Raw genomic sequence first — 18,989 nt, 5'->3', positions numbered from 1 at the left:
AGACCCTAGCGTCAAGGGCGTCGGGAAGAGCAGGACGCCAGCTGGGGAGAAGAGAGATGATCGAGCCCGTGATCGAACTGAGCGGGGTGCGCCGCGACTTCGTGGACGGACCTGCGGCGCTCCAGGACGTCTCGCTGACCGTCGGCGCCGGTGAGGCCGTGGCCGTCGTCGGTCCCTCCGGCAGCGGCAAGTCCACGCTGCTCAACATGATCGCGGGCCTGGACCGCCCCGACTCCGGCACGGTCACGGTCGCGGGCACCCGGGTGGACCGGCTCGACGAGGCCGGTGCCGCCCGCTACCGGCGCCACAGCATCGGCATGGTCTTCCAGTTCTTCCACCTGCTGGACGACCTCACCGTCCTGGACAACGTGGTGCTCCCGGCCGAGATGACGGGCACGGCCCGCGGTGAGGCGCGTCGGCGTGCCAACGAGCTGCTCGAGGTCCTGGGCATCGCCGGGCACGCCCGCGCCTACCCCGGTCGGCTCTCCGGCGGTGAGCGTCAGCGCGTGGCGGTGGCACGGGCGCTGATGAACCGTCCGGCGCTGCTGCTGGCCGACGAGCCCACCGGCGCCCTGGACTCCGCCTCGGGCGAGGAGGTCAAGGCCCTGCTGCGGGATCTGCACGCCGACGGGCAGACCGTCGTCGTGGTCACCCACGACCTGGCGCTGGCCCGGAGCTGCGCCACCCGCACCGTCCGCATCGTCGACGGCCGGATCGCCTCCGACACCGTCCACCGGCCCACGGTCGGGTCGCGGCGGCACGGCACCGCGGTCGAGGTGACCCGATGAGCGCTCTCGGCACAGTGATGCGCGCGGGCGTGCGGCGGCGTCGCGTGCAGACGGTCGTCACCGGTCTCGCCGCGACGATGGCCGTGACCGCCTCCGTTCTGGGCGGCTCGCTGCTGGTGGCGTCCGACGCCCCCTTCGACCACGCCTTCGCCGCGCAGCACGGGGCGCACCTCACCGTCGGATTCGACACCGCCAGGGCGACGGCGGACCAGATCGCGGGCAGCGCCCACGCCGCCGGTGCGACCGCGAGCGCGGGCCCGTTCCCGACCGTCTCGGCCGACCCGACCGGCGGACCCGGCCTGGACCTGCCCGCGGGCCTGACGCTGCCTCCGATGTCGCTGGTCGGGCGAGCCGACGCCGGCGGCGCGGTGGACGACCTCACCCTGACCTCCGGTCACTGGGCCTCTGGCCCGGGCCAGCTGGTCGTGTCGGCCGACTACGCGGGACCCCAGCTCCGGATCGGCCAGAAGCTGGACTTCCCCAGCGCCTCCGGCGGCGTCACCGAACTGGAGGTCGTCGGGGTCGCCCGCTCCGTCAGCCGCACCGCCGACGGCTGGGTCGTCCCCGCCCAGATCGGCGGGCTGACCGCGAAGGGCGCCCGCACCGGCCTGCAGATGCTCTACCGCTTCGCGGCCGCCACGACCGAAGCCCAGCTGACCGCCGACCGCGACGCCGTGGCCGCCGCCGTCCCCGCCGGATCCTTCAGCGGCAGCCGGACCTGGCTCAGCGTCAAGAACAGCAACGCAAGCAGCACGGGCGTCTTCATCCCGTTCCTGACCGCCTTCGGCCTGCTCGGCGTCCTGATGTCGGTGCTGATCGTGGGCAATGTCGTGGCCGGCGCGGTCGGTTCGGGCACCCGCCGCATCGGCGTCCTCAAGGCCGTCGGCTTCACCCCCGGCCAGGTCGTGCGCGCCTACATGGGCCAGGCGCTGATCCCCGCCGTCATCGGCACCGTGCTCGGCGCGGTCCTCGGCAACCTCGCCGCCGCGCAGGTGCTCGCGGCGACCGAGCAGATCTACGGCACGGCCTCGCTGACCGTCGCCCCCTCCGTCGACCTCGCCGTCGTCGCCGGGACGCTGCTCATGGTGTCGGTGACGGCCCTGGCCACCGCGCTGCGCGCCGGACGGCTGCGCACCGTGGACGCACTCGCCGTGGGCCGCACACCGCGGTCCGGTCGCGGCCGCCGGGCCGCGCGGATCAGTGCGGCGCTGCCCCTGCCGCGCGCGGTCACCCTGGGCCTGGCCCAGCCCTTCGCCCGCCCGGCCCGCGCCCTGGCGATGGCCACCGCCATCCTCTTCGGCGCCACGGCGGTCACCTTCGCCTTCGGCCTGGGCAGCTCGCTCCAGCGGATCCAGGACTCCAAGAGGTCCACCGCCGACGTCACCGTCCTCACCGTCGCCCCGCCGCACTCCGGCACCGGCCCCGTGCCCGCCCCCGCATCGGGAGCAGCCGCAGGTGCGGCCGGCGGCCCGGGCGACCCGAGCGGCGCGGGGGCCACCACCGGCGGTGCGACCACCTCCGCCGCCGTGCCCGGCTCGGTCGACACCGCGGCCATGGCCCGCGCGATCGAGGCGCAGTCGGGAACCCGCGCCTGGTTCGGCGTGGCGCAGACCGAGGTCACCGCCACCGGGACGACCGGCTCCGTCGACGTCACCGCCTTCCTCGGCGAGGCCTCGTGGAGCGGCTACCAGATGGTCTCCGGCACCTGGTTCCACCGGCCCGGCGAAGCCGTCGCGCCGACCCCGTTCCTGACGGCGACCGGCGCCAAGGTCGGCGACACCGTCGTGCTCACCGACCACGGCACCGCGGTCCCGGTCAAGATCACCGGAGAGGTCTTCGTCACCCGGAACCAGGGCATGACCCTGCTCACCGACGCCAGGACCCTGGCCGCCGCCGAGCCGAACCTGCACGCCGCCTACTTCTCCGTCGCGCTGAAGTCCGGTGTCAGCCGCAGCGGTTACACCAGCGCCCTGAACACCGCGCTCCGGTCCACCGGCGCCGTCGCCCAGATCGGTGACGGCGGCGGGACCAGCCAGCTCCTGATCATGCTCGACGCGCTGACCGCCGCGCTCACCCTGATGCTGGTCGCCGTCGCCGGGCTCGGTGTGCTGAACGCGGTGGTGCTGGACACCCGCGAGCGCGTCCACGACCTCGGCGTCGTCAAGGCCCTGGGCATGACGCCGCGCCAGACCGTCTCGATGGTGCTCGCCTCGGTGACCGTCGTCGGCGCAGCGGGCGGAGCGGTGGGAGTGCCGCTCGGGGTGGCGCTCCAGCGGATCGTGGTCCCGGCCATGGGGCGCAGCGCCGGCCTGCGCCTGCCGGCCTCGGTGCTGGACGTCTACCACGCCCTTCCGCTGCCGGCGCTCGGCGCGGGCGGGCTGGTCATCGCCCTCCTCGGCGCACTGCTCCCGGCCGGCTGGGCGGCCAGGACCCGCACGGCGGTCGCACTGCGGACCGAGTAGCGGCGGCAGACGACCGCAGCCCGGGCCGTAGTGCGGGCGTCGTGCCCGGTCCTTGCCTGGACCGGGCACGACGCCTCGTCAACTGCCGTAGACCTCGTAGGACCACAGCGAGTAGCCGTAGCCGGTGGCCCGCTGCGTCCCGTACATCCGCACATAGCGGCCCGTTCCCGAAAGCCCGGTCAGGTCCTGGACGCCGCCCGTGCCGGTGGTCGTCGAGTAGATCGTGGTCCAGGTGACGCCGTCCGCCGAGGTCTGGATCTGGAAGGCGGTGGCGTACGCCGCCTCCCAGGTGAGCCTGACCTCGTCGACCTGGTGACTGGCGCCCAGGTCGACCTGGAGCCACTGCGGATCGGCGAACGCGCTCGACCAGCGGGTCGCGGCGTTGCCGTCGGTGGCCAGACCGGCGGTGTCGCCGGTGCCGGACTGCACCGAGGACGCCGTCGTGGCGCGGCCCAGCGCCAGATCGCTTCCGGTGACCGTCCAGGTGAAGGACGCTGTGCCGCTCGCGCCGGTGCCGTCGGTGGCGGTCACCGCGACGGTCCGGACGCCGTTGCCGGTCGGCGTGCCGGTGATCCGGCCGGATGACGGATCCAGGCTGAGGCCGGTGGGCAGGCCGGTCGCGCCGTAGTGGAGGGTCTGCCCGGCAGCGGAGTCCGTCGCCACCAGCTGCAGCGGAGTGATCGTCGTTCCCGACGCCGTGTTCTGCGGGCCGGGGGAGGAGACGGTGACCGTGTTCGCGGCGCTGCCGCCGGTCGCCGTGAGGCTCAGGAGCTGCGCGGCGGCCGGGCGGGTGTCGCCGCCGGCGCCGGCGTTGTCCCAGGACCGCTGGGGGGCGGTCGCCACGGCGGTGGCGGCCTGCGCGTCCAGGCTGAGCGCCAGCCCGCTGTAGCGGTTCACCAGGCGGACGGCCCCGCCGGTGCTCTGCAGGGACCACTGCTGACCGACCGTCGGGCCCGCGCCGAGCGCGGTGGGCGTGACCGGCGCGCCCCAGGCCCGGCCGGCGTTGCCGCTCGCGTCGACGCCCAGCGCCTGACCGCTCGCCGCGTCGACGACGGCGTAGAAACCGTCGCCGGTGGGGCGGAAGGACCAGTTCTGCGCGGTCGACCCGTCCGCGCCCGGGGCTGCCAGCAGCGCCGTCCCGCTCTGGGTCAGCACCTGCCCGTTGCCGGCCGCGATCCGGTAGCGGACGCCGGGCGCGACCGGAGCGGGGAGGTTCGCGGAGCTGGCCGGGTCGATGGTGATGTCGCTGTACTCGGCGGTGTCGGTCGAGCAGTAGTAGGCGCAGTAGGACCGGAAGGTCCGGCCGACCACGGTCGAGCTGGTGCGGTTGGCCGGGTCGAGCATCCACCGGTACCAGGCGCCGTTCGGGTCGCCGGTGACCAGGCCCATGTCGGTCCACTTCTGCGTGGCCAGGCTGTCGGTGGCGTAGAAGTGCAGTGGGGTGAGGGTTCCGGTGGCCTGCGCGATGTTGTTCTGCGGCGTGCCGATGTACTTGCCGAGGTACGCGTCCCAGGCGACGTTCATGACGGCGAGCTGGGAGTTGTCGGGCATCGTCCCCGCCGCGACCTGGGTGGCCACCGTTCCGGCGTTGCCGGGCGCGTAGTCGCCGGCCGGGGAGACGTAGCCGCTGCCGCCGCCGTCGGCGGGGATGATGTCGCTCTCCTTGCCGCCGACCCCCGGCTGCGACCAGGCGCCGTCGTACCACTTCTGCCAGGAGCCGCTCGCCATCTTGCCGGAGATCGGCGCGCGGGCCACGTGCTGGAGCCAGACGGTGCCGCCGCCGGACTTGTCGAGAACCCGTGTGGCGTAGAAGGCGTAGAAGTAGCCCCCCGCGTTGTCGACGAACAGCCGCTGGTCGCCGTCGCCGTAGTAGTAGGTGGCGCCGGGGAACTGGGCGGTGTCGCCGCGCCTGGTGCTGAACGGCGAGGTGACGACGTGCCCCTTGATGGTCCAGGTGCGGCCCTGGTCGGTGGAGACGGCGTCGTCGACGGCGTCGTAGTGCAGGCCGTCGCCGAAGGGCTGCGGGGTGAACTCGTTGTGGACCAGCCCGTACCAGTTCCCGGTGTCGGGATCGACCCAGACTCCGCTCAGGTCGCAGTAGTTCCGCTCGGCGTAGCCGGAGCCCGAGGGCGCGTTCGTGGCCGCGACGCCGGTGGGGCTGTTGTCGCACAGGGCCGTGGTGTCCTTGTTCGTGCCGGAGTTGCTGATGGGCGCCGTCGTCGCGGTGTCGAAGTCGCTGCCGGTGGAGAAGTCCCACTGGCGGCTGTCCTTCGCGCCGTAGAGCGAGTGGGCCGACTGGTAGTAGAACTGGCCGTTCCTGTCGGTGTAGACGTCGGCCGGGGTGTCGTCGGGGTCGGCGAAGTTCACCGCCGCCCCGGAGGAGAGCACGTAACCCGCGGCGGGCGCGGAGCCCGCGGCCCACACCTGCGCGCTCTGCGAGGGGTCGCAGGAGGCGAGCCCGATCCGCGCACCGTCCATGACCGCCCCCTGGACCGCGAGGCACTTGCCGGAGTCGGAGCTGTAGACGGTGCCGTCGGGCAGATGCGCGACGTGCTGGTCCGCCTCGGCGGCGTCACAGGTCCACAACTCGGCCAGGGCCCCGGTGGCGGACGAACCCCCGGTGATCCGAAGGCATTTGCCCAGCGTCGACAGCGTCCCGTCGCCGTTCCAGGTCCAGCTCTGCTGCGCGGACCCGTCACAGCCCAGCATCTGCACGACGTTGCCGTCGCCCGTCCCCGCTCCGGCGTCGTCCAGACACCGCCCGCCCAGCTGCACCGTTCCCGCCGAGGCCGCCCGGTGCCCGGCGGCGGCACGTGCGGCCGCCGCCGCATCGACCGGCACGGAGGCCGCTCCCACCAGCACCCACGCACTCAACGCCAGGGCTGTCGCGCGACGTCTGGTGGAGCCGCCGGATGGCTTGCGCATGGTCGCATCCCCTTGTCATGCTCCGAGCTCAGTAATTAATTACAATAGAATCCAAACTAACTGAGGCAGCGTCAAGGCCCGTGCAGTCACTGCTTGAAGCCAAGACGTCGGTTGCTTACCGTGACCTGACGGATGATCGGTTAGCGTCACCCGCCATGGGTGAACTGCTACTGATCAGACACGGCCAGACCGCGTGGAGCCTCTCGGGCCAACATGCCGGCCGCACCGACGTCCCCCTGACCGAGGACGGAGAGGCCGCGGCCAGGCGACTCGCCCCCAGGCTCGCCGGCCGATCGTTCGCCGCCGTGGTCAGCAGCCCGCTCGGCCGTGCCATGCGCACCGCCGAACTCGCCGGTCTCACCGGCGTCCAGCCCGATCCCGACCTGCTCGAATGGGACTACGGCGGCTACGAGGGCCTGACCGCGGAACAGATCCGGGCCGCCCGGCCGCGCTGGGACCTCTGGCGCGACGGCGTCGTCCCTGGCGACGCCGACCATCCAGGCGAAGACCTCGACCAGGTCGCCGCCCGCACCGACGCGGCCCTGGCCCGCATCCGCCCCCTGCTCGCCACGGGCGACGTCGCCGTTGTCGCGCACGGACATCTGGCGCGCGTGCTCGCCGTGCGCTGGCTCGGCCTGGAGCCCTCCGCCGCCGGGCTCCTCGGCCACCCGCACCCGGGAAGCCTCGGTCTTCTGGCCACGGAGGACGGCCGGCCTCACCTCGCGGCCTGGAACGTGCCCTAGGTCGAGAACGCCGGCGCCGGAGGCGTCTACGGGGAACCACGTAGTTCCTCACTGAACCTGCTCCGATTCGAGCCGCGGAGCGGGCGGGGCGGCTACGGTGCCGGTCATGTCTGGTGATCTTCAGAGCGGTGGTCAGGACCGTGAGGTCGCGGCGGCGGGCGGGCGGCTGTCGGATCCGGGGTGGCTGGTGTCCGGCGACCCGGAACAGGTGCTGGCGGCGCTGGACGGCGCCTCCGGGCAGGAGGAGCTGACGGCGGCCGCCGTGTACCGGACCTCCGGGCACGTGCACCGTGAGGCGGGTGCGACGGTGCGGCGGCAGGTCCTGGCGGTCGACGCCGCCCGGCACGGGGACCGCGAGCTGGCGAGCAGCATCGCCGAAGCGGCGGTCGGTCAGGAAGCGGATGAGCCCTGGGTCGTGCAGTGGGCGACCGGCAGCGGTCTGGACTCCCGGTTGCGGTACTCGCTGCCCACACCGGACAAGGTGAGCGCGCTGGCGACGGTGGTCGCGGGTGGTCGAGCTCTCGCGGTCGCCGGCTGCGAGGACGGCACGCTGGCCTGGTGGGACCTGGTGACGGGCAGGAGGCTCGGTCAGGTCGCGACCGAGCGCAGGGGCGCCGTCCGCGCTCTGGCGACGGCGGTGCTGGAGGGCCGTCCGGTCGCCGTGACCAGCGGCCCCGAAGGGGCGGTCCGTGTGTGGGACCTGGTCGCGGGGGAAGCGCTCGGGGCGTTCCACACGGACGACGACTCCTGGGTGAAGTCACTCGCCACCGGACTGGTCGGGGGCCGCCCGGTCGTCGTCGGCGCCGGCGTCGACGACGTGCTGCTCGTCTGGGATCTTGCCGCCCTCACCCGGCACGGTGAGCCCCTGACCATCCGCACCGGCTCCGTGTGCGCGCTGGCGACGGCGGTGCTCGGCGGCCGCACGGTCGCCGTGACCAGCCATTCCAGGGAACTCGGGGCGACGGACCTGATCACGGGGGAGGAGACCCTCCGGTTGTGGGACCTCGTCACGGGGCGCGAGGTCGGTCCCCTGGGTGACCCCTCCCGGTGGTCTCCCGATTTCGCGGACCAGCAGTCCGGCCGGACGGCGGCAGCCGGCGAGGACGAGGACGAGGAGGGGGCGGGCGTGCACTGCGTCAGCCTGAACCTCAATGCCGAAGCCAAGTTCCTGGTCACGGATCCGGCAGCGCCGGAGTGCCCGATGGCCGTCAGTGTCAACGCCTACGAGGTGCACGTCTGGAACCTGCTCACGGGCGGGCAGAGCCGGGAGCCGGTTCCAGGGAGGTCGGCGGAAACGGCCGCCGTGGGGGTGCTGCAAGGCCGACCCACTGTCCTCCTCGGCGGCCCCGGGTCCGTCCAGGTCCTGGACCTGTCCACCCTCACGCCCCGGTGCCCGCCGCTGACCGGCCACCTGCGCACCGTCCGGGGCACGGCGATGGCGGCGGTGAAGGGACGTCACCTCGCCGTCACCGGCAGCGACGACCGATCGGTCCGGATCTGGGACCTCGACGCCGACCCGGAAACGGGAACCCGGCCGACCGGTCCCGCAGAGCACGTTCGAGCGTTCACCACGGCCGTGGTGAACGGTCGTTGCGTTCTCGTCACGGCCGACTCGGACCAGAACGTGCGGATCAGGTCCCTCGACGACGGAGGACAGCTCGAAGCCCCGCTGCCGGGCGCCACGGGCCACGTGGATCTGCTGACGGTGGGGACGGTGGAGGGACGACCCAGGCTCCTCACGCGCGACGTGGACCGAACGGTGCGGATCTGGGACCTGGCGACCCGGGAAGAGCTGCACGGACGGACGACGAGGGAGTACACGCTGACCGGCATCCGTTTCTTCGGTGTGGTGGAGGGCGGCTTCGTCGGCGTGACCTGGGAGGGCCGTGTGTGGGACCTGACTGCGAACGGATGGACCGGCGTGCAGCCGAAGCAGGACCGTGCCCGAGCCCTCGGCCTGGAGGCGGTCGAAGGCCGTGACCTCCTTCTGGCGACCAGTCGCACGCACGCGGTCCGCCTGTGGGACCTGGCCACCGGCGAGCCGGTCGGGGAGCCCCTGACGGGACACACCGACGAGGTGTGGTCCGCCTCGACGGCGGTGCTGGACGGCCGCCTCGTCGCCGCCACCGGGGGCGACGACCGAACCGTGCGGTGGTGGGACGTCACCACCGGGCAGCAGCTCGGCCAGTACGCCTTCCCCGCCGGCATCTGGCAACTGGCGGGAGCGCCGGACGGGAGAGTGGTGGTGGGTTCCGGCCGGCACATCGCCGTCCTGGCCCCCCGCTGACCGCCCGGTTCGTACGGACATCCGGCCCCCACAGCGCACGCCCGACCACGGGAGGACCATGGACGACCTGACGGCCGACTCACGGGGCGGAGCCCCGTCGCCCGACCCCGCCGCCCTGGCCCGGGCGGCCGAGAACCACAACCTCGAGGGCACCGAGCGCCTGAGCGCCGCCGAGACCCTGGCCTTCGCGGACGGACACCTGGAGGACGGTGCCGCTCTCCTGATCAGCCTCGCCGACGACACCTCGTTCCACGGCGCCCACCGCGTGAGCGCGGCGGAGGCCCTGTCCAGGCTCCCGGGGCACAGCGAGGACGGTGTCGCGCGCCTGACCCGATTCGCGGACGACGTCACCGGCGAGTGGCGGGCACCCAGGCCGCGCCGGCCTCCGAAGTGGGGTGCGGCCGTCAGCGATCAGAACGGTCATGCCCGGGTGAGAGCCGCCCAGGCGTTGACCGCCGTCGACGGCCACCAGGAGTCCGGTGCCGCGTTGCTGACCCGCCTCGCCGAGAACAGCTCCTTCGGCGTCGACGATCGTGTGGCCGCCGCCAAGGCTCTGGCCGGATTGGCGGAGCACCGCGAGACCGGCGCCGCCCTGCTGACCGCCTTCGCCGACAGCGCCGCCTTCGCCGGCCACGACCGCGTCAGCGCGGCCACCGCGTTGGCGGCCCTGGACGGGTGTCGAGAGGCCGGCGCTGCGGCTCTGGTCCGCCTCGCCGGGACTCCCGGGGCGAAGCGGACGTGGCGGTGGTGGCTCACGGTGCGAGGCAAGGTGGGTCATCACCCCTTCTTCGTCGACAGCAGCAGGGTGAACGCGGCCGGTGCCCTCGCCCGAGTGGACGGCTTCCACGACGTCGGCGCCGAACTCCTCACCCGCCTCGCCACCGACCCCACCCTGCGCGACCACGTCTGGCACCTGCGGGCCGCCCAGGAACTGCTCGCACTGGACGACCACAGGGAAGCCGGTGCCGCCCTCGTGTCCGGCTTCGTCCGGGACACCACCCTGCGCAGCTCGGTGCGCCTGGACGCCGCCTGCGCACTGATCAGGATGGAGCGCTGCCAGGTGCTCGGCGCGACCCTCCTGTCGGGCCTCACCCACGACACCACCCTCACCGCCCGGGAGCGGGCCGGGGCGGCCGCGGCTCTCGCGGCGGCGGACGGCTACCGCGAGGTCGGCGTCTCGCTCCTGACCGGTCTCGCCCGCGATGCCACCGCCGACGGCCGGCTCCGACGACATGCGGCCGACGCGTTGACCCGGGTCGACGGACATCGGGAGGCAGGTGCCGAACTCCTGACCACCGTCGCCGACGACACCTCGCTGAGCCCGCACGACCGCGTGCACGCGGCCGAGGACCTGACGAAGGTGAGCGGACACCACGAGGCCGGCGCCGCGCTCCTGATCCGCCTGGCCGCGGACCGTACCCTCGACAGCACCAGCCGCCTGAGCGCTGCCAGGGAGCTGGGCCGGATGGACGGACACCGCCACGAGGCCATCCGCCTTCTCAACGCACTGCGCAACACCGTCGGTTCGGATCCCTGGGTCGAGACCTACACGCGGGAGGTGCGGAAATCGTTGGAAGAGGAGAAGCAGCGGGACGCCCGGGCCGGTGAGGGGCACATCGGCTAGGGGCTTCCTGCCAGTGCTCTCGCCGGTCCGCGCGCCCGACCCGACGTCCCGCGCCGCAAAACCTCTCGCGACCGGGCGGAACCGTGGGGTAGGAGTGGAGGCATGGCCAGGACCGCGCACCATGTCCGTCGTCCGGCCGCCCTGTCGCCGGAGGCGCCTTCGCGTCCGTGGCGTCCCTGGCGGGCGGTCGTCCTGCACGATCTCCGTTACAGCTCCCAAAGTCTGCGCTGCGCCGCGCGGGACGGCAGACGCCCGCAGCCGCAGCAGGTGCGGCGGTCGGTCGCCGTTTACTCGTTCGCCCGCAGTGACACGCACGGAGGGGACGTGGGCGGCCTCGCCCGCAGGGACGAGCGCCGAGCCCGCCAGGTCGCACGGCACCAACTCGGCCTGCTTCGCCTCGGGCCGGCTTCGGACTTCGAGGCCGAACCGGGGCGCCACAGACACGCCGCCCTCTGGCGTGCCTGAGCCATCCGAACGTCGAAAGAGAATCCCGTGCCCCTCACCACACCCCGGCTCACGCTCCGTCGGTTCCGCGACGAGGACGCCCCGGCGCTCGCCGCGTACCGCTCCGAACCGGACGTGGCCCGCTTCAAGAGCTGGGAGGCGCCGGTCACCCCGCTGACCGCGCAGGCCTGGGTGCGCGCCTTCGCCGCCGCATCCCCGCACGCGCCCGGGCCCTTCTCCTACGCGGTGGAACTGACCGCGGAGCGGCGTCTCATCGGGGACGTCACCGTCGACCTCCACCAGAACCTGCGCCAGGCCGAGCTCGGTTTCACCCTCGCGGCGGGCCACCAGGGCCGCGGCTACGCCTCGGAGGCCGTGCGGGCCGTCCTCGCCGAGCTGTTCGACGTCCGCGGCCTGCACCGTGTCTCCGCCGAGTGCGACGCCCGCAACACCCGCTCGGCCGCGTTGCTGGAACGCGTCGGCTTCACACGGGAGGGCTGCCGCCGCCAGGCCACCTGGCTGAAGAACGAGTGGACGGACGACCTTCTCTACGGCTTGCTGGCGTCCGACCCCCGCCCGTAGTCCTCGCGCCGCGACCACCCATCAAAAAAGCAGCTCTGCCGTATCCATGACGACCCATCACCTTATTCTCCCTTGCTTGGTCATCTGGTTACCCACTAGAGTAGGTAACCAGATGACCGAAAGAAGGAGAGATGATGTCGCTCCCGGACGACGGCGGGCCGATCTTCGCCCAGATCGCCGCCGAACTGGCGAACCAGATCGCCGACGGCACCGTGGCGGAGGGGGAGAGGGTCGCCTCGACCAACGAACTCGCCTCGTTCTACCGCGTCAACCCGGCCACCGCGGCCCGAAGCCTCACCGCCCTCGTCGACGACGGCCTGGTCGAGAAGCGCCGCGGTGTCGGCATGTTCGTCGTGGCCGGCGCGCGGGAGAAGCTCGTCCTGGCCCGCCGGCGTCGCTTCGCCGACCGGTACCTGCGACCGCTCGCGGTCGAGGCGGCCCGCCTCGGCATCGGCCCCGACGAACTGCTCGGCCTGGTCCGCGAGGAGCTCGCCTCCGTCGAGGTGACGACGGGAGGCGGGGCATGACACCGCTGGTCTCGCTCGCCGGAGTCGGCTGCCGCTACCGCGACCACCAGGCCCTCAGCGATGTCACCTTCGACATCGACACCCCGTCCGTCACCGGACTGCTTGGCCGCAACGGAGCCGGAAAGACCACCCTGCTGCGCATCCTGGCGGGCCAGGAGTTCGCCACCACCGGACGCGTCCACTTGTTCGGCGCCGCGCCGCTGGAGAACGACGCCGTGCTGCGCCGGACGATCCTGGTCCGCGAAGACCAGATCTACCCCGACCTGCGCGTGCGTCACGCGGTCACCGCGGCGTCGCTGCTCTACCCCAACTGGGACGCCGAGCTCGCCGGCACCCTCCTCGACGTCTACGAGCTGCCGCCGAACCGGCCCATCAAGAAGCTGTCACGCGGCATGCGCACCGCGCTCGGCATCGTCATCGGGCTCGCCGCCCGCGCCGAGATCACCCTGTTCGACGAGCCGTACGCGGGCCTGGACGCGGTGGCCCGCGCCCTCTTCTACGACCAGTTGCTCGCCGACTACACGGCCCACCCGCGGTGCATCGTGCTCTCCACCCACCTCATCGACGAGGCGGCCGAACTCCTTGACCGCGTCCTGGTCCTGGACCACGGCCACCTCGTCCTGGACGCCCCCGCCGAGGACGTGCGCGGCACCGCCACCATCGTCTCGGGCCTCGCCGCGGACGTGGACCGCTTCGTCGCCGGCCGCGCGACGCTCAGCCGACGCACGATGGGCTCCCAGGCCAGGACGGTGATGGTCGGCCGGCTCGACGACCGCGACCGCGAGGTCGCCGACCACCTCCGGCTCCGCCTCGAGGCCGTCACGCTGCAGCAACTCGCCGTCTACGCGGCCGAGCACGACGCCCGACTCGGACTCACCCCGGCAGGAGCCCCCTGATGCGCCCCACCCCGATCGTCAAGGTCGCCCGCTGCCTGCTGCTCGACCGCGTCACCTACCTCGTGCTGCCCTGGGCATGGGCGGCGTTCGGCTTCGCCCTGGACGTGGTGATCCTGCAGCTCACCCCGGCCGGCCACACCGGCCAGCGCTGGGTCGGCGGCCTGGCCGCGGCATTCCTGGTCATGTTCGTCGTGGGCGTGCAGTCGGTCGCCCGCGCGCTGCCCTTCGTCCTCACCCTCGGCGTCAGCCGACGTACCTACTTCCTCGGCGCCTCCGCCCTGGCCACCGCCCTGGCCGTGGGCTTCGGGCTCGTCCTCGCCCTCGGCCAGGTACTGGAACGTGCCACCGGTGGCTGGGGCATGGACATGGCCTACTTCCGCGTGCCCTTCCTTCTCGAAGGCCCCTGGTACCTGTCCTGGCTCACCGCGTCGACGGTCTTCGCCTTCCTGTTCGTCTACGGCATGTGGTACGGCCTGGTGTTCCGCCGCGCCGGTCTGCCCGGCACCTCGCTCTTCGGCGCCGCGCAACTGGGCGCCCTCGCCCTGGCCGCCGTCGTCACGACCTGGGCGCACGGCTGGAGCGACGTCGGCCGTTTCTTCTCCGCGTTCACGGCCACCGGGGTCACCGGCGCCCTCGCAGCCGCCGTGGTGCTGTTGCTGGCCGGCGGCTTCTTCTCCATCCGTCGCCTGACGGTGTGACGGTGTGATACCCGCGGCACCAGGTATTCGGTGGTGCCGGCCCAGCCGGTGGCGCAGGATGAGGTCGTGACGTCTCAGGCTGTCGTGCTGGTGGAGGGGGTCAGCGACCAGGTCGCCCTGGAGGTGCTGGCGCGCCGCAGGGGGCGGGACCTTGTCGCCGCCGGGGTCGCCGTGGTGCCCATGCACGGCATCACCAACATCGGGCACCACCTCGCCCACTACCGCACCCTCGCCCCGGGGACGCGCATCGCGGGGCTCTACGACGAGGCCGAGGAGCGGTTCGTGCTCCGCGGCCTCGCGCAGGTCGGATGCGAGCGGACGACCCCCGAGCCGGACAGGACCTGGCTGGAGGCGCGCGGGTTCTTCAGCTGCTCCGCCGACCTGGAGGACGAGCTCATCCGCGCGGTCGGCCCCGAGACGGTGGAAGGCCTCGTCGCCGCCGAGGGTGAGCTGCGCTCCTTCCGTACGCTGCAGAAGCAGCCCGCGTTGCGCGAGTGGAGCCTGCACGACCAGCTGCGCCGGCTGATGAGCGGACGCTCGGGCGGCAAGGAACGCTACGCGGCGCTGATGGCCGGGGCCGTGCCCCTGGACCGGGTGCCGCGCCCCCTGGCCCAGCTGCTGGCCCGGATCTGAGGCGCGCACGCCCACGTCCCGCCCCACAGCAACGCGCCCGGCCGGCTTCCCCCGGTGCCGTCGCGGGTGGGCGGACCGGCGGTGGTGGCGGCGGTGATCGAGGTGATGTTGCCAGCGGGGGCGACCACGGCGGCCGATCCGGCCCGCGGCCGCAGCGAAGGGCGCCGGCTGTAGTCTTCGGGCCATGCGGCTTGGGGCTGGGGCGGAGCACGACTTCTGGGCGTGCAAGCTGCTCGCGGACGCACGTGTGGATCCGGGGGATCTCCGGCTGGACGTGCGCGAGCACGCGGACCGTGCGGAGGCCCTCGCCGTCAGCGCGTTCGACTCCGAGCGCGCCGAACTGGTCAGCGGCGCGATCTCGCTCGCGTCCGCCGTGCTGCAGCGATGGCGGGCTCCCCGGCCGGAGTTGGTGGCCGGCCTGACCCGGTGCGTGAAGGCCGCCCACCCCTCCGCCCGGGTCGACGCCGCGATGGCGCTGGCGCGGCTCGCGTCACCGGACTCCGCGCAAGCCATCGAGCCGGCCGTTCCCGCGCTGATCGCGGCCGCCGAGCATTTCCTACGAACGGATCGCCGGACCGGCGACGCTGGCTCTCGCCCGCATCGGCCATCCGGCGGTTCTGGCCACTGTGCGGCTGTGGCTGTCCCCGGGCGGCCGCATCCCGTTCTTCCCCACGACTTCGCTCGGGCAGGTGCTCCGGCCGTTGGCGCGCTGGGCCGAGGAGTTGTTCCCCGGAATCCGGCGTCGGCTCGTCGACTCGGCCGCTGCCGAGAGTCTTCGTCCCGTGCTGGTGACCCTGGCGGAATGGGGGCCGGTCGCCGACCAGGCGGTCCCCGAGCTGGTGACGACGCTCGCCACCCGCAACGCCCGCTGGGCCTGCGACGTCTTGGGCAGCATCGGACCGGCAGCGGCACCCGCGGCAGGCATCCTCGACGAGTTCGTCCGCGGAGTCACGCAACCACCACGCCACGACGGCAGCACGCTGACGCCGATCGGCGTTCGACGGTGGCACGGCGCGCAGAACGCCGCATGGGCCCACTGGCGGATCACGGGCGAACCGACCGTCTTTATGGCGTTCCTGGACGGGGAGTCCTCCAGGGGCCTGGGGTACGCCGACCTCGGCCGTCTGGCGCAGCTCGGGCCGCAGGCGATCGGATGTGCCCCCGCGGTCCGGCCCCTGCTGCGGTCACCGGGCCCCTGGACCCGCGTCCAGGCCGCGTACGCCTGGTGGCGGCTCACGGGCGACCCCGAGCCCGCCGTCCCGGTGCTGCTGGCGGCGCTGGAACCGTTGCGGTCGGGCGACGCCGACGAGCCCTGCCGCGCGGCGATCGGGTACATCGCCGAGATCGGAGCCGCGGCCTCGGCCGCCGCGCCGCTGCTCGAAGCGTCGCTCTCCTCCGACCGGCGCTTCCCGGCCGATCTCTACCCGGCGGCCCGTGCGGCGCTCGCGGCCTTCCCGGCCGGCACGGCAATCGGTCCACGGCCCTGAGGTTCATGTGTTCGACGGGTATCAAACAGTGTCATGTTCGCAATCCATCGAACACCCAACCCGGGAGGCGACCGTGCCACTCGTTCGCATCGACGCCAGCTCCGCCAGGACCCCCGAGGTCCTCCGCGCCGTCTCCGACGGCATCCACCGCGCACTCGTGGAGGCCATCGGCATCCCCGTCGACGACCGCTTCCAGGTCCTCACCACCCACCCCTCCCACGAATTCGGCTTCGACGAGCACTACGTGACTCCTCCCCTGCGTGAACGCCGGGGCTTCTCGTAACGCCGGGTTGGCGTCGCGACGGACCAGCCCGGCCCGTAGAACGTTGATGGCTCCCACTGTGTCAGCGTGGGCCGTGTGGCCGCAGGTGACGCAGTGGAATTTAGCTTGGGTGATCCGGTTGTCCGCGCTGGTGTGCAGGCATTCGGGGCAGGTGCGGGAGGTGTTGCGGGGGTCAACGGCGATCACTTCCCGTCCGGCGCTTTCAGCCTTGGCGTGGAGGATCGTCAGGAACACCCCCCATCCGGCATCGTGGATCGAGCGGTTGAGTCCGGCCTTCGCCGCCGCGCCGTTGAGCAGGAACGCCCCCCGCTGATCGGGGTCGGGCTTGGGTGCGGCGGTGCGGACCATGTTGCGGATCGTCAGGTTCTCGTGCGCGATGAAGTCGTGCTCACGGACCAGCGTCAGGGCGGTCTTGTGCGCGTGGTCGAGCCGCTGACGACGGACCTTTCCGTGCAGCTTGGCGACCCTCTCCACCGCCCGACGGTGGTTCGCGGTCCGCTTGTCCCGGCGCACCCGGGGGAACCTCGCCAGCGCCTGCTGGGCGGCCTCGAGCCGATCGGCGTTACCGCGCCCGTGACGCGGGTTGGGGACGAATCCGCCACCTGAGTCGGCGAGGAAGTTGGCTATGCCGAGGTCGATGCCGACCACGGTCCCGGTCGCGGGCAGCGGTTCGGGCCGCGACTGCTCGGCGGTCAGCACGACGAACCACTTGCGGCCCTCGCGCTTGACCGAGATTGTCTTGACCTTGCCGACCACGGCCCGGTGCTGGTTGACTTTGACGTGCCCGATGCCCTGGAGCCGGACGCGGGTGACGGGGTCGTGCGGGGTGGAGTCCCAGCGGCAGCCGTCGCCGTCCTTGGGGAAGTCCACCGTGTCGAACCAGTTCACGCCCCGGAAGCGCGGGTAGCCGGGCGTCTCACCGGACTTGACCCGGCGGAAGAACGCCGCGAACGCCTTGTCCAACCGGCGAAGCGTCGCCTGCTGCGAGGAGAACGACCACCGGCCCTGACGCTCCGGGTCGAACGCCCGGATCTCCTTGAGCTGCGCCGACTGCATCCCGTACTTGACGCTCGTCTTCGATGCGTGCTGGTAGGCGTCGCGCCGCTCCTGAAGGGCCCCGTTGTACAGCGAGCAGTGATCCCGGAGCATCTCGGTCAACGCCTGCTCCTGACCCGCGGTGGGCCTCATGAGGAACTTGTACGCACGGATCATCCAGCCCACCCCCTCAAGGTCAATGCGGCGATACTACACATTCGTCCACAACCTTCACGCACACTTGGTATTCGTCACCACGTACCGGCGCGATGTCTTCAACAACGACATGCTGACCCGCCGCGAGGAGATCATGCGCGACGTGTGCGAGAGCTGCGCGAGTTCAACGGCGAAGGCGATCACATCCACCTGCTGGCGCACTACGCACCCAAGGTGTCCGTCTCCAAGCTGGTCAACAGCCTCAAGGGCGTCAGCTCCCGCTACCTGCGCGCCGAGTACATCGGACGCGTCAACCGGATCGCAATGGGGTCCGTGTTCTGGGCACCCTCGGACTTCGCCGGTTCCTGCGGCGGCGCACCTCTCAGCATCGTCATGGAGTACATCGAGAACCAGAAGCGGCCCACCTGAACGTCACCGCAGAGCGCAGAGACCTCCGGCGCTTCGCGCCTCCGCGCCAAGGATCGCATTCCCGCCCGGCCTAAAGCCCAAGGCCATGAAGTTAAGGTTTTGCGGCGGGTGTCAGGATGCCGCAAGGAGCGCTGTTGGCGGCGGCGGGTCAGTACGCCTTTCGGCAGTTGGTACCCGACGCGGGGCACAGCGCCAGGTCCTGGCCTAGCGGGGCACCCTGGAAAGGGACCGCGAAACGATACTCAACGAAGGTGGCGGTCCGGCCACCGCCGAGCACGACCGTCCGCTGGTGCACCGGGCCGAAGGTGTGAGCGTCGTCGCCCTTCAGGGTGACCTCGCCTCCCGCCCCGAGGAAGACAGTGAACATGTCTGGGCCGACCTGGACACCACCGAACTGGACGGGCGGTGTGGCGGCGAGGCCGTCGAGTGTGCCGTGCAGGACGGATGGCAGCACGTCACCGTCCCCGTCACGCGTGATCGTCCCGGCGCAGACATCGACGTCGTCCACCAGCCAGACCACATCGGCCCGGTCGTGTCCGTCGGAGTCGAGCACAAGCATGTTCGACAGCTCCGGCGTGGGGCATTCAGACGGGACGACTGTCGGCGGTTTCCTCAGGACATCCAGAATCCATTGGGCCGTCGGTGGAGCCGGTTCCGGCAGCGCGACCCGGTGTCGAGCGGGTGTGGCACTCGCCGCGGATACGGCGGATGACACCGATGGCGCACCCGACACCGTGGCAGCGCCGCGGCTCCCACCGTCGGCCGGACCGCATGCGGTTACCACCGCCAGCGCCGCCACCGCACACGCACCACCAAGGATCCGATTCATCACGCCCCCAAGCGACAAACGATCGCTCCGGATCCTCCCACGGTGCTGCCGGGATGCAAGGCTCGGGGCCGGGCCCAGCCCATGGCGGTGACGCGCTGCGCGGTTGGCGGCAAGGTCTGGACCTGGTTCTGGCCGACTGCCGGACGCAGGAAGCGGAGCCC

14 protein-coding genes and 2 pseudogenes are annotated in these 18,989 nt (G+C 72.3%); 13 read left to right on the top strand and 3 right to left on the bottom strand.

What is annotated here, in order from left to right; all coding sequences use genetic code 11:
- Nucleotides 1–56: 56 nt before the first annotated feature.
- Together BS83_RS09445 and BS83_RS09440 are read left to right on the top strand one after the other, a co-directional pair.
- Nucleotides 57–788, top strand: a complete 732-nt coding sequence (locus tag BS83_RS09445) for an ABC transporter ATP-binding protein (protein WP_051942874.1) — start codon at nucleotides 57–59, stop codon at nucleotides 786–788.
- Nucleotides 785–3,250: an ABC transporter permease gene (locus tag BS83_RS09440; protein WP_198035197.1), complete on the top strand. Its 2,466-nt coding sequence runs from the start codon at nucleotides 785–787 to the stop codon at nucleotides 3,248–3,250. Before BS83_RS09445 ends, BS83_RS09440 begins: the two co-directional genes overlap by 4 nt.
- Before the next feature lie 78 nt (nucleotides 3,251–3,328).
- On the opposite strand, the gene BS83_RS09435 is transcribed toward BS83_RS09440, so the two are convergent.
- On the bottom strand, nucleotides 3,329–6,175 hold the full coding sequence (locus tag BS83_RS09435) for a discoidin domain-containing protein (RefSeq protein WP_084713277.1): 2,847 nt from the start codon (nucleotides 6,173–6,175) through the stop codon (nucleotides 3,329–3,331).
- A gap of 155 nt (nucleotides 6,176–6,330) precedes the next feature.
- Here BS83_RS09435 and BS83_RS09430 point away from each other — a divergent pair, with 155 nt between their 5' ends.
- The 10 genes from BS83_RS09430 (at nucleotide 6,331) to BS83_RS48550 (ending at nucleotide 16,379) form a co-directional block, all read left to right on the top strand.
- The gene (locus tag BS83_RS09430; protein ID WP_037603392.1) at nucleotides 6,331–6,918 is read left to right on the top strand and encodes a histidine phosphatase family protein; all 588 of its coding nucleotides are present in this window, start codon (nucleotides 6,331–6,333) and stop codon (nucleotides 6,916–6,918) included.
- A gap of 106 nt (nucleotides 6,919–7,024) precedes the next feature.
- Nucleotides 7,025–9,205 (top strand): WD40 repeat domain-containing protein, encoded by a 2,181-nt coding sequence (locus tag BS83_RS09425; RefSeq protein ID WP_157597099.1) that lies wholly within the window; start codon nucleotides 7,025–7,027, stop codon nucleotides 9,203–9,205.
- Between the two features lie 58 nt (nucleotides 9,206–9,263).
- Nucleotides 9,264–10,829 (top strand): hypothetical protein, encoded by a 1,566-nt coding sequence (locus BS83_RS09420; RefSeq protein ID WP_037603390.1) that lies wholly within the window; start codon nucleotides 9,264–9,266, stop codon nucleotides 10,827–10,829.
- A 492-nt stretch (nucleotides 10,830–11,321) separates the two neighbouring features.
- The gene (locus BS83_RS09415) at nucleotides 11,322–11,855 is read left to right on the top strand and encodes a GNAT family N-acetyltransferase (RefSeq protein ID WP_037603389.1); all 534 of its coding nucleotides are present in this window, start codon (nucleotides 11,322–11,324) and stop codon (nucleotides 11,853–11,855) included.
- Nucleotides 11,856–11,986: 131 nt separating this feature from the next.
- Nucleotides 11,987–12,382 (top strand): GntR family transcriptional regulator, encoded by a 396-nt coding sequence (locus BS83_RS09410; RefSeq protein WP_198035196.1) that lies wholly within the window; start codon nucleotides 11,987–11,989, stop codon nucleotides 12,380–12,382.
- On the top strand, nucleotides 12,379–13,278 hold the full coding sequence (locus BS83_RS09405) for an ATP-binding cassette domain-containing protein (RefSeq protein ID WP_037603387.1): 900 nt from the start codon (nucleotides 12,379–12,381) through the stop codon (nucleotides 13,276–13,278). Before BS83_RS09410 ends, BS83_RS09405 begins: the two co-directional genes overlap by 4 nt.
- The gene (locus tag BS83_RS09400; RefSeq protein ID WP_037603386.1) at nucleotides 13,278–13,976 is read left to right on the top strand and encodes a hypothetical protein; all 699 of its coding nucleotides are present in this window, start codon (nucleotides 13,278–13,280) and stop codon (nucleotides 13,974–13,976) included. The genes BS83_RS09405 and BS83_RS09400 overlap by 1 nt, the downstream gene beginning before the upstream one ends.
- Nucleotides 13,977–14,042: 66 nt before the next feature.
- Entirely contained in the window at nucleotides 14,043–14,609 is a 567-nt protein-coding gene (locus BS83_RS09395) for a TOPRIM nucleotidyl transferase/hydrolase domain-containing protein (protein ID WP_037608548.1), read from the top strand.
- A 689-nt stretch (nucleotides 14,610–15,298) separates the two neighbouring features.
- Nucleotides 15,299–16,096, top strand: a complete 798-nt coding sequence (locus BS83_RS45285) for a hypothetical protein (RefSeq protein ID WP_157597097.1) — start codon at nucleotides 15,299–15,301, stop codon at nucleotides 16,094–16,096.
- Complete coding sequence (locus BS83_RS48550; RefSeq protein ID WP_332262395.1) at nucleotides 16,044–16,379, top strand: tautomerase family protein; 336 nt, start codon at nucleotides 16,044–16,046, stop codon at nucleotides 16,377–16,379. Before BS83_RS45285 ends, BS83_RS48550 begins: the two co-directional genes overlap by 53 nt.
- A gap of 12 nt (nucleotides 16,380–16,391) precedes the next feature.
- Here the strand turns inward: BS83_RS48550 and BS83_RS09385 are convergent.
- A pseudogene (locus tag BS83_RS09385) lies at nucleotides 16,392–17,591 on the bottom strand (RNA-guided endonuclease InsQ/TnpB family protein); the annotation flags it as partial.
- Nucleotides 17,592–17,613: 22 nt separating this feature from the next.
- Here BS83_RS09385 and tnpA point away from each other — a divergent pair.
- A pseudogene (tnpA, locus tag BS83_RS09380) lies at nucleotides 17,614–17,999 on the top strand (IS200/IS605 family transposase).
- A 148-nt stretch (nucleotides 18,000–18,147) separates the two neighbouring features.
- Here the strand turns inward: tnpA and BS83_RS09375 are convergent.
- Nucleotides 18,148–18,552, bottom strand: a complete 405-nt coding sequence (locus tag BS83_RS09375; protein ID WP_157597096.1) for a hypothetical protein — start codon at nucleotides 18,550–18,552, stop codon at nucleotides 18,148–18,150.
- Nucleotides 18,553–18,989: the final 437 nt, after the last annotated feature.

Source organism: Streptacidiphilus rugosus AM-16 (assembly GCF_000744655.1).
In the GTDB taxonomy this organism is placed as follows: domain Bacteria; phylum Actinomycetota; class Actinomycetes; order Streptomycetales; family Streptomycetaceae; genus Streptacidiphilus; species Streptacidiphilus rugosus.
Note: the sequence above shows the minus strand (reverse complement) of the source record. Positions and strands in the feature narration are given on the sequence as shown.

What these genes read in the sequence shown, in the direction of transcription:
- BS83_RS09425 (WP_157597099.1), top strand. Translation starts at nt 7,025, where the DNA reads ATGTCTGGTGATCTTCAGAGCGGTGGTCAGGACCGTGAGGTCGCGGCG.
- BS83_RS09400 (WP_037603386.1), top strand. Translation starts at nt 13,278, where the DNA reads ATGCGCCCCACCCCGATCGTCAAGGTCGCCCGCTGCCTGCTGCTCGAC.
- BS83_RS09445 (WP_051942874.1), top strand. Translation starts at nt 57, where the DNA reads ATGATCGAGCCCGTGATCGAACTGAGCGGGGTGCGCCGCGACTTCGTG.
- BS83_RS09440 (WP_198035197.1), top strand. Translation starts at nt 785, where the DNA reads ATGAGCGCTCTCGGCACAGTGATGCGCGCGGGCGTGCGGCGGCGTCGC.
- BS83_RS09410 (WP_198035196.1), top strand. Translation starts at nt 11,987, where the DNA reads ATGATGTCGCTCCCGGACGACGGCGGGCCGATCTTCGCCCAGATCGCC.
- BS83_RS09435 (WP_084713277.1), bottom strand. Translation starts at nt 6,175, where the DNA reads ATGCGCAAGCCATCCGGCGGCTCCACCAGACGTCGCGCGACAGCCCTG.
- BS83_RS09405 (WP_037603387.1), top strand. Translation starts at nt 12,379, where the DNA reads ATGACACCGCTGGTCTCGCTCGCCGGAGTCGGCTGCCGCTACCGCGAC.
- BS83_RS09420 (WP_037603390.1), top strand. Translation starts at nt 9,264, where the DNA reads ATGGACGACCTGACGGCCGACTCACGGGGCGGAGCCCCGTCGCCCGAC.
- BS83_RS09430 (WP_037603392.1), top strand. Translation starts at nt 6,331, where the DNA reads ATGGGTGAACTGCTACTGATCAGACACGGCCAGACCGCGTGGAGCCTC.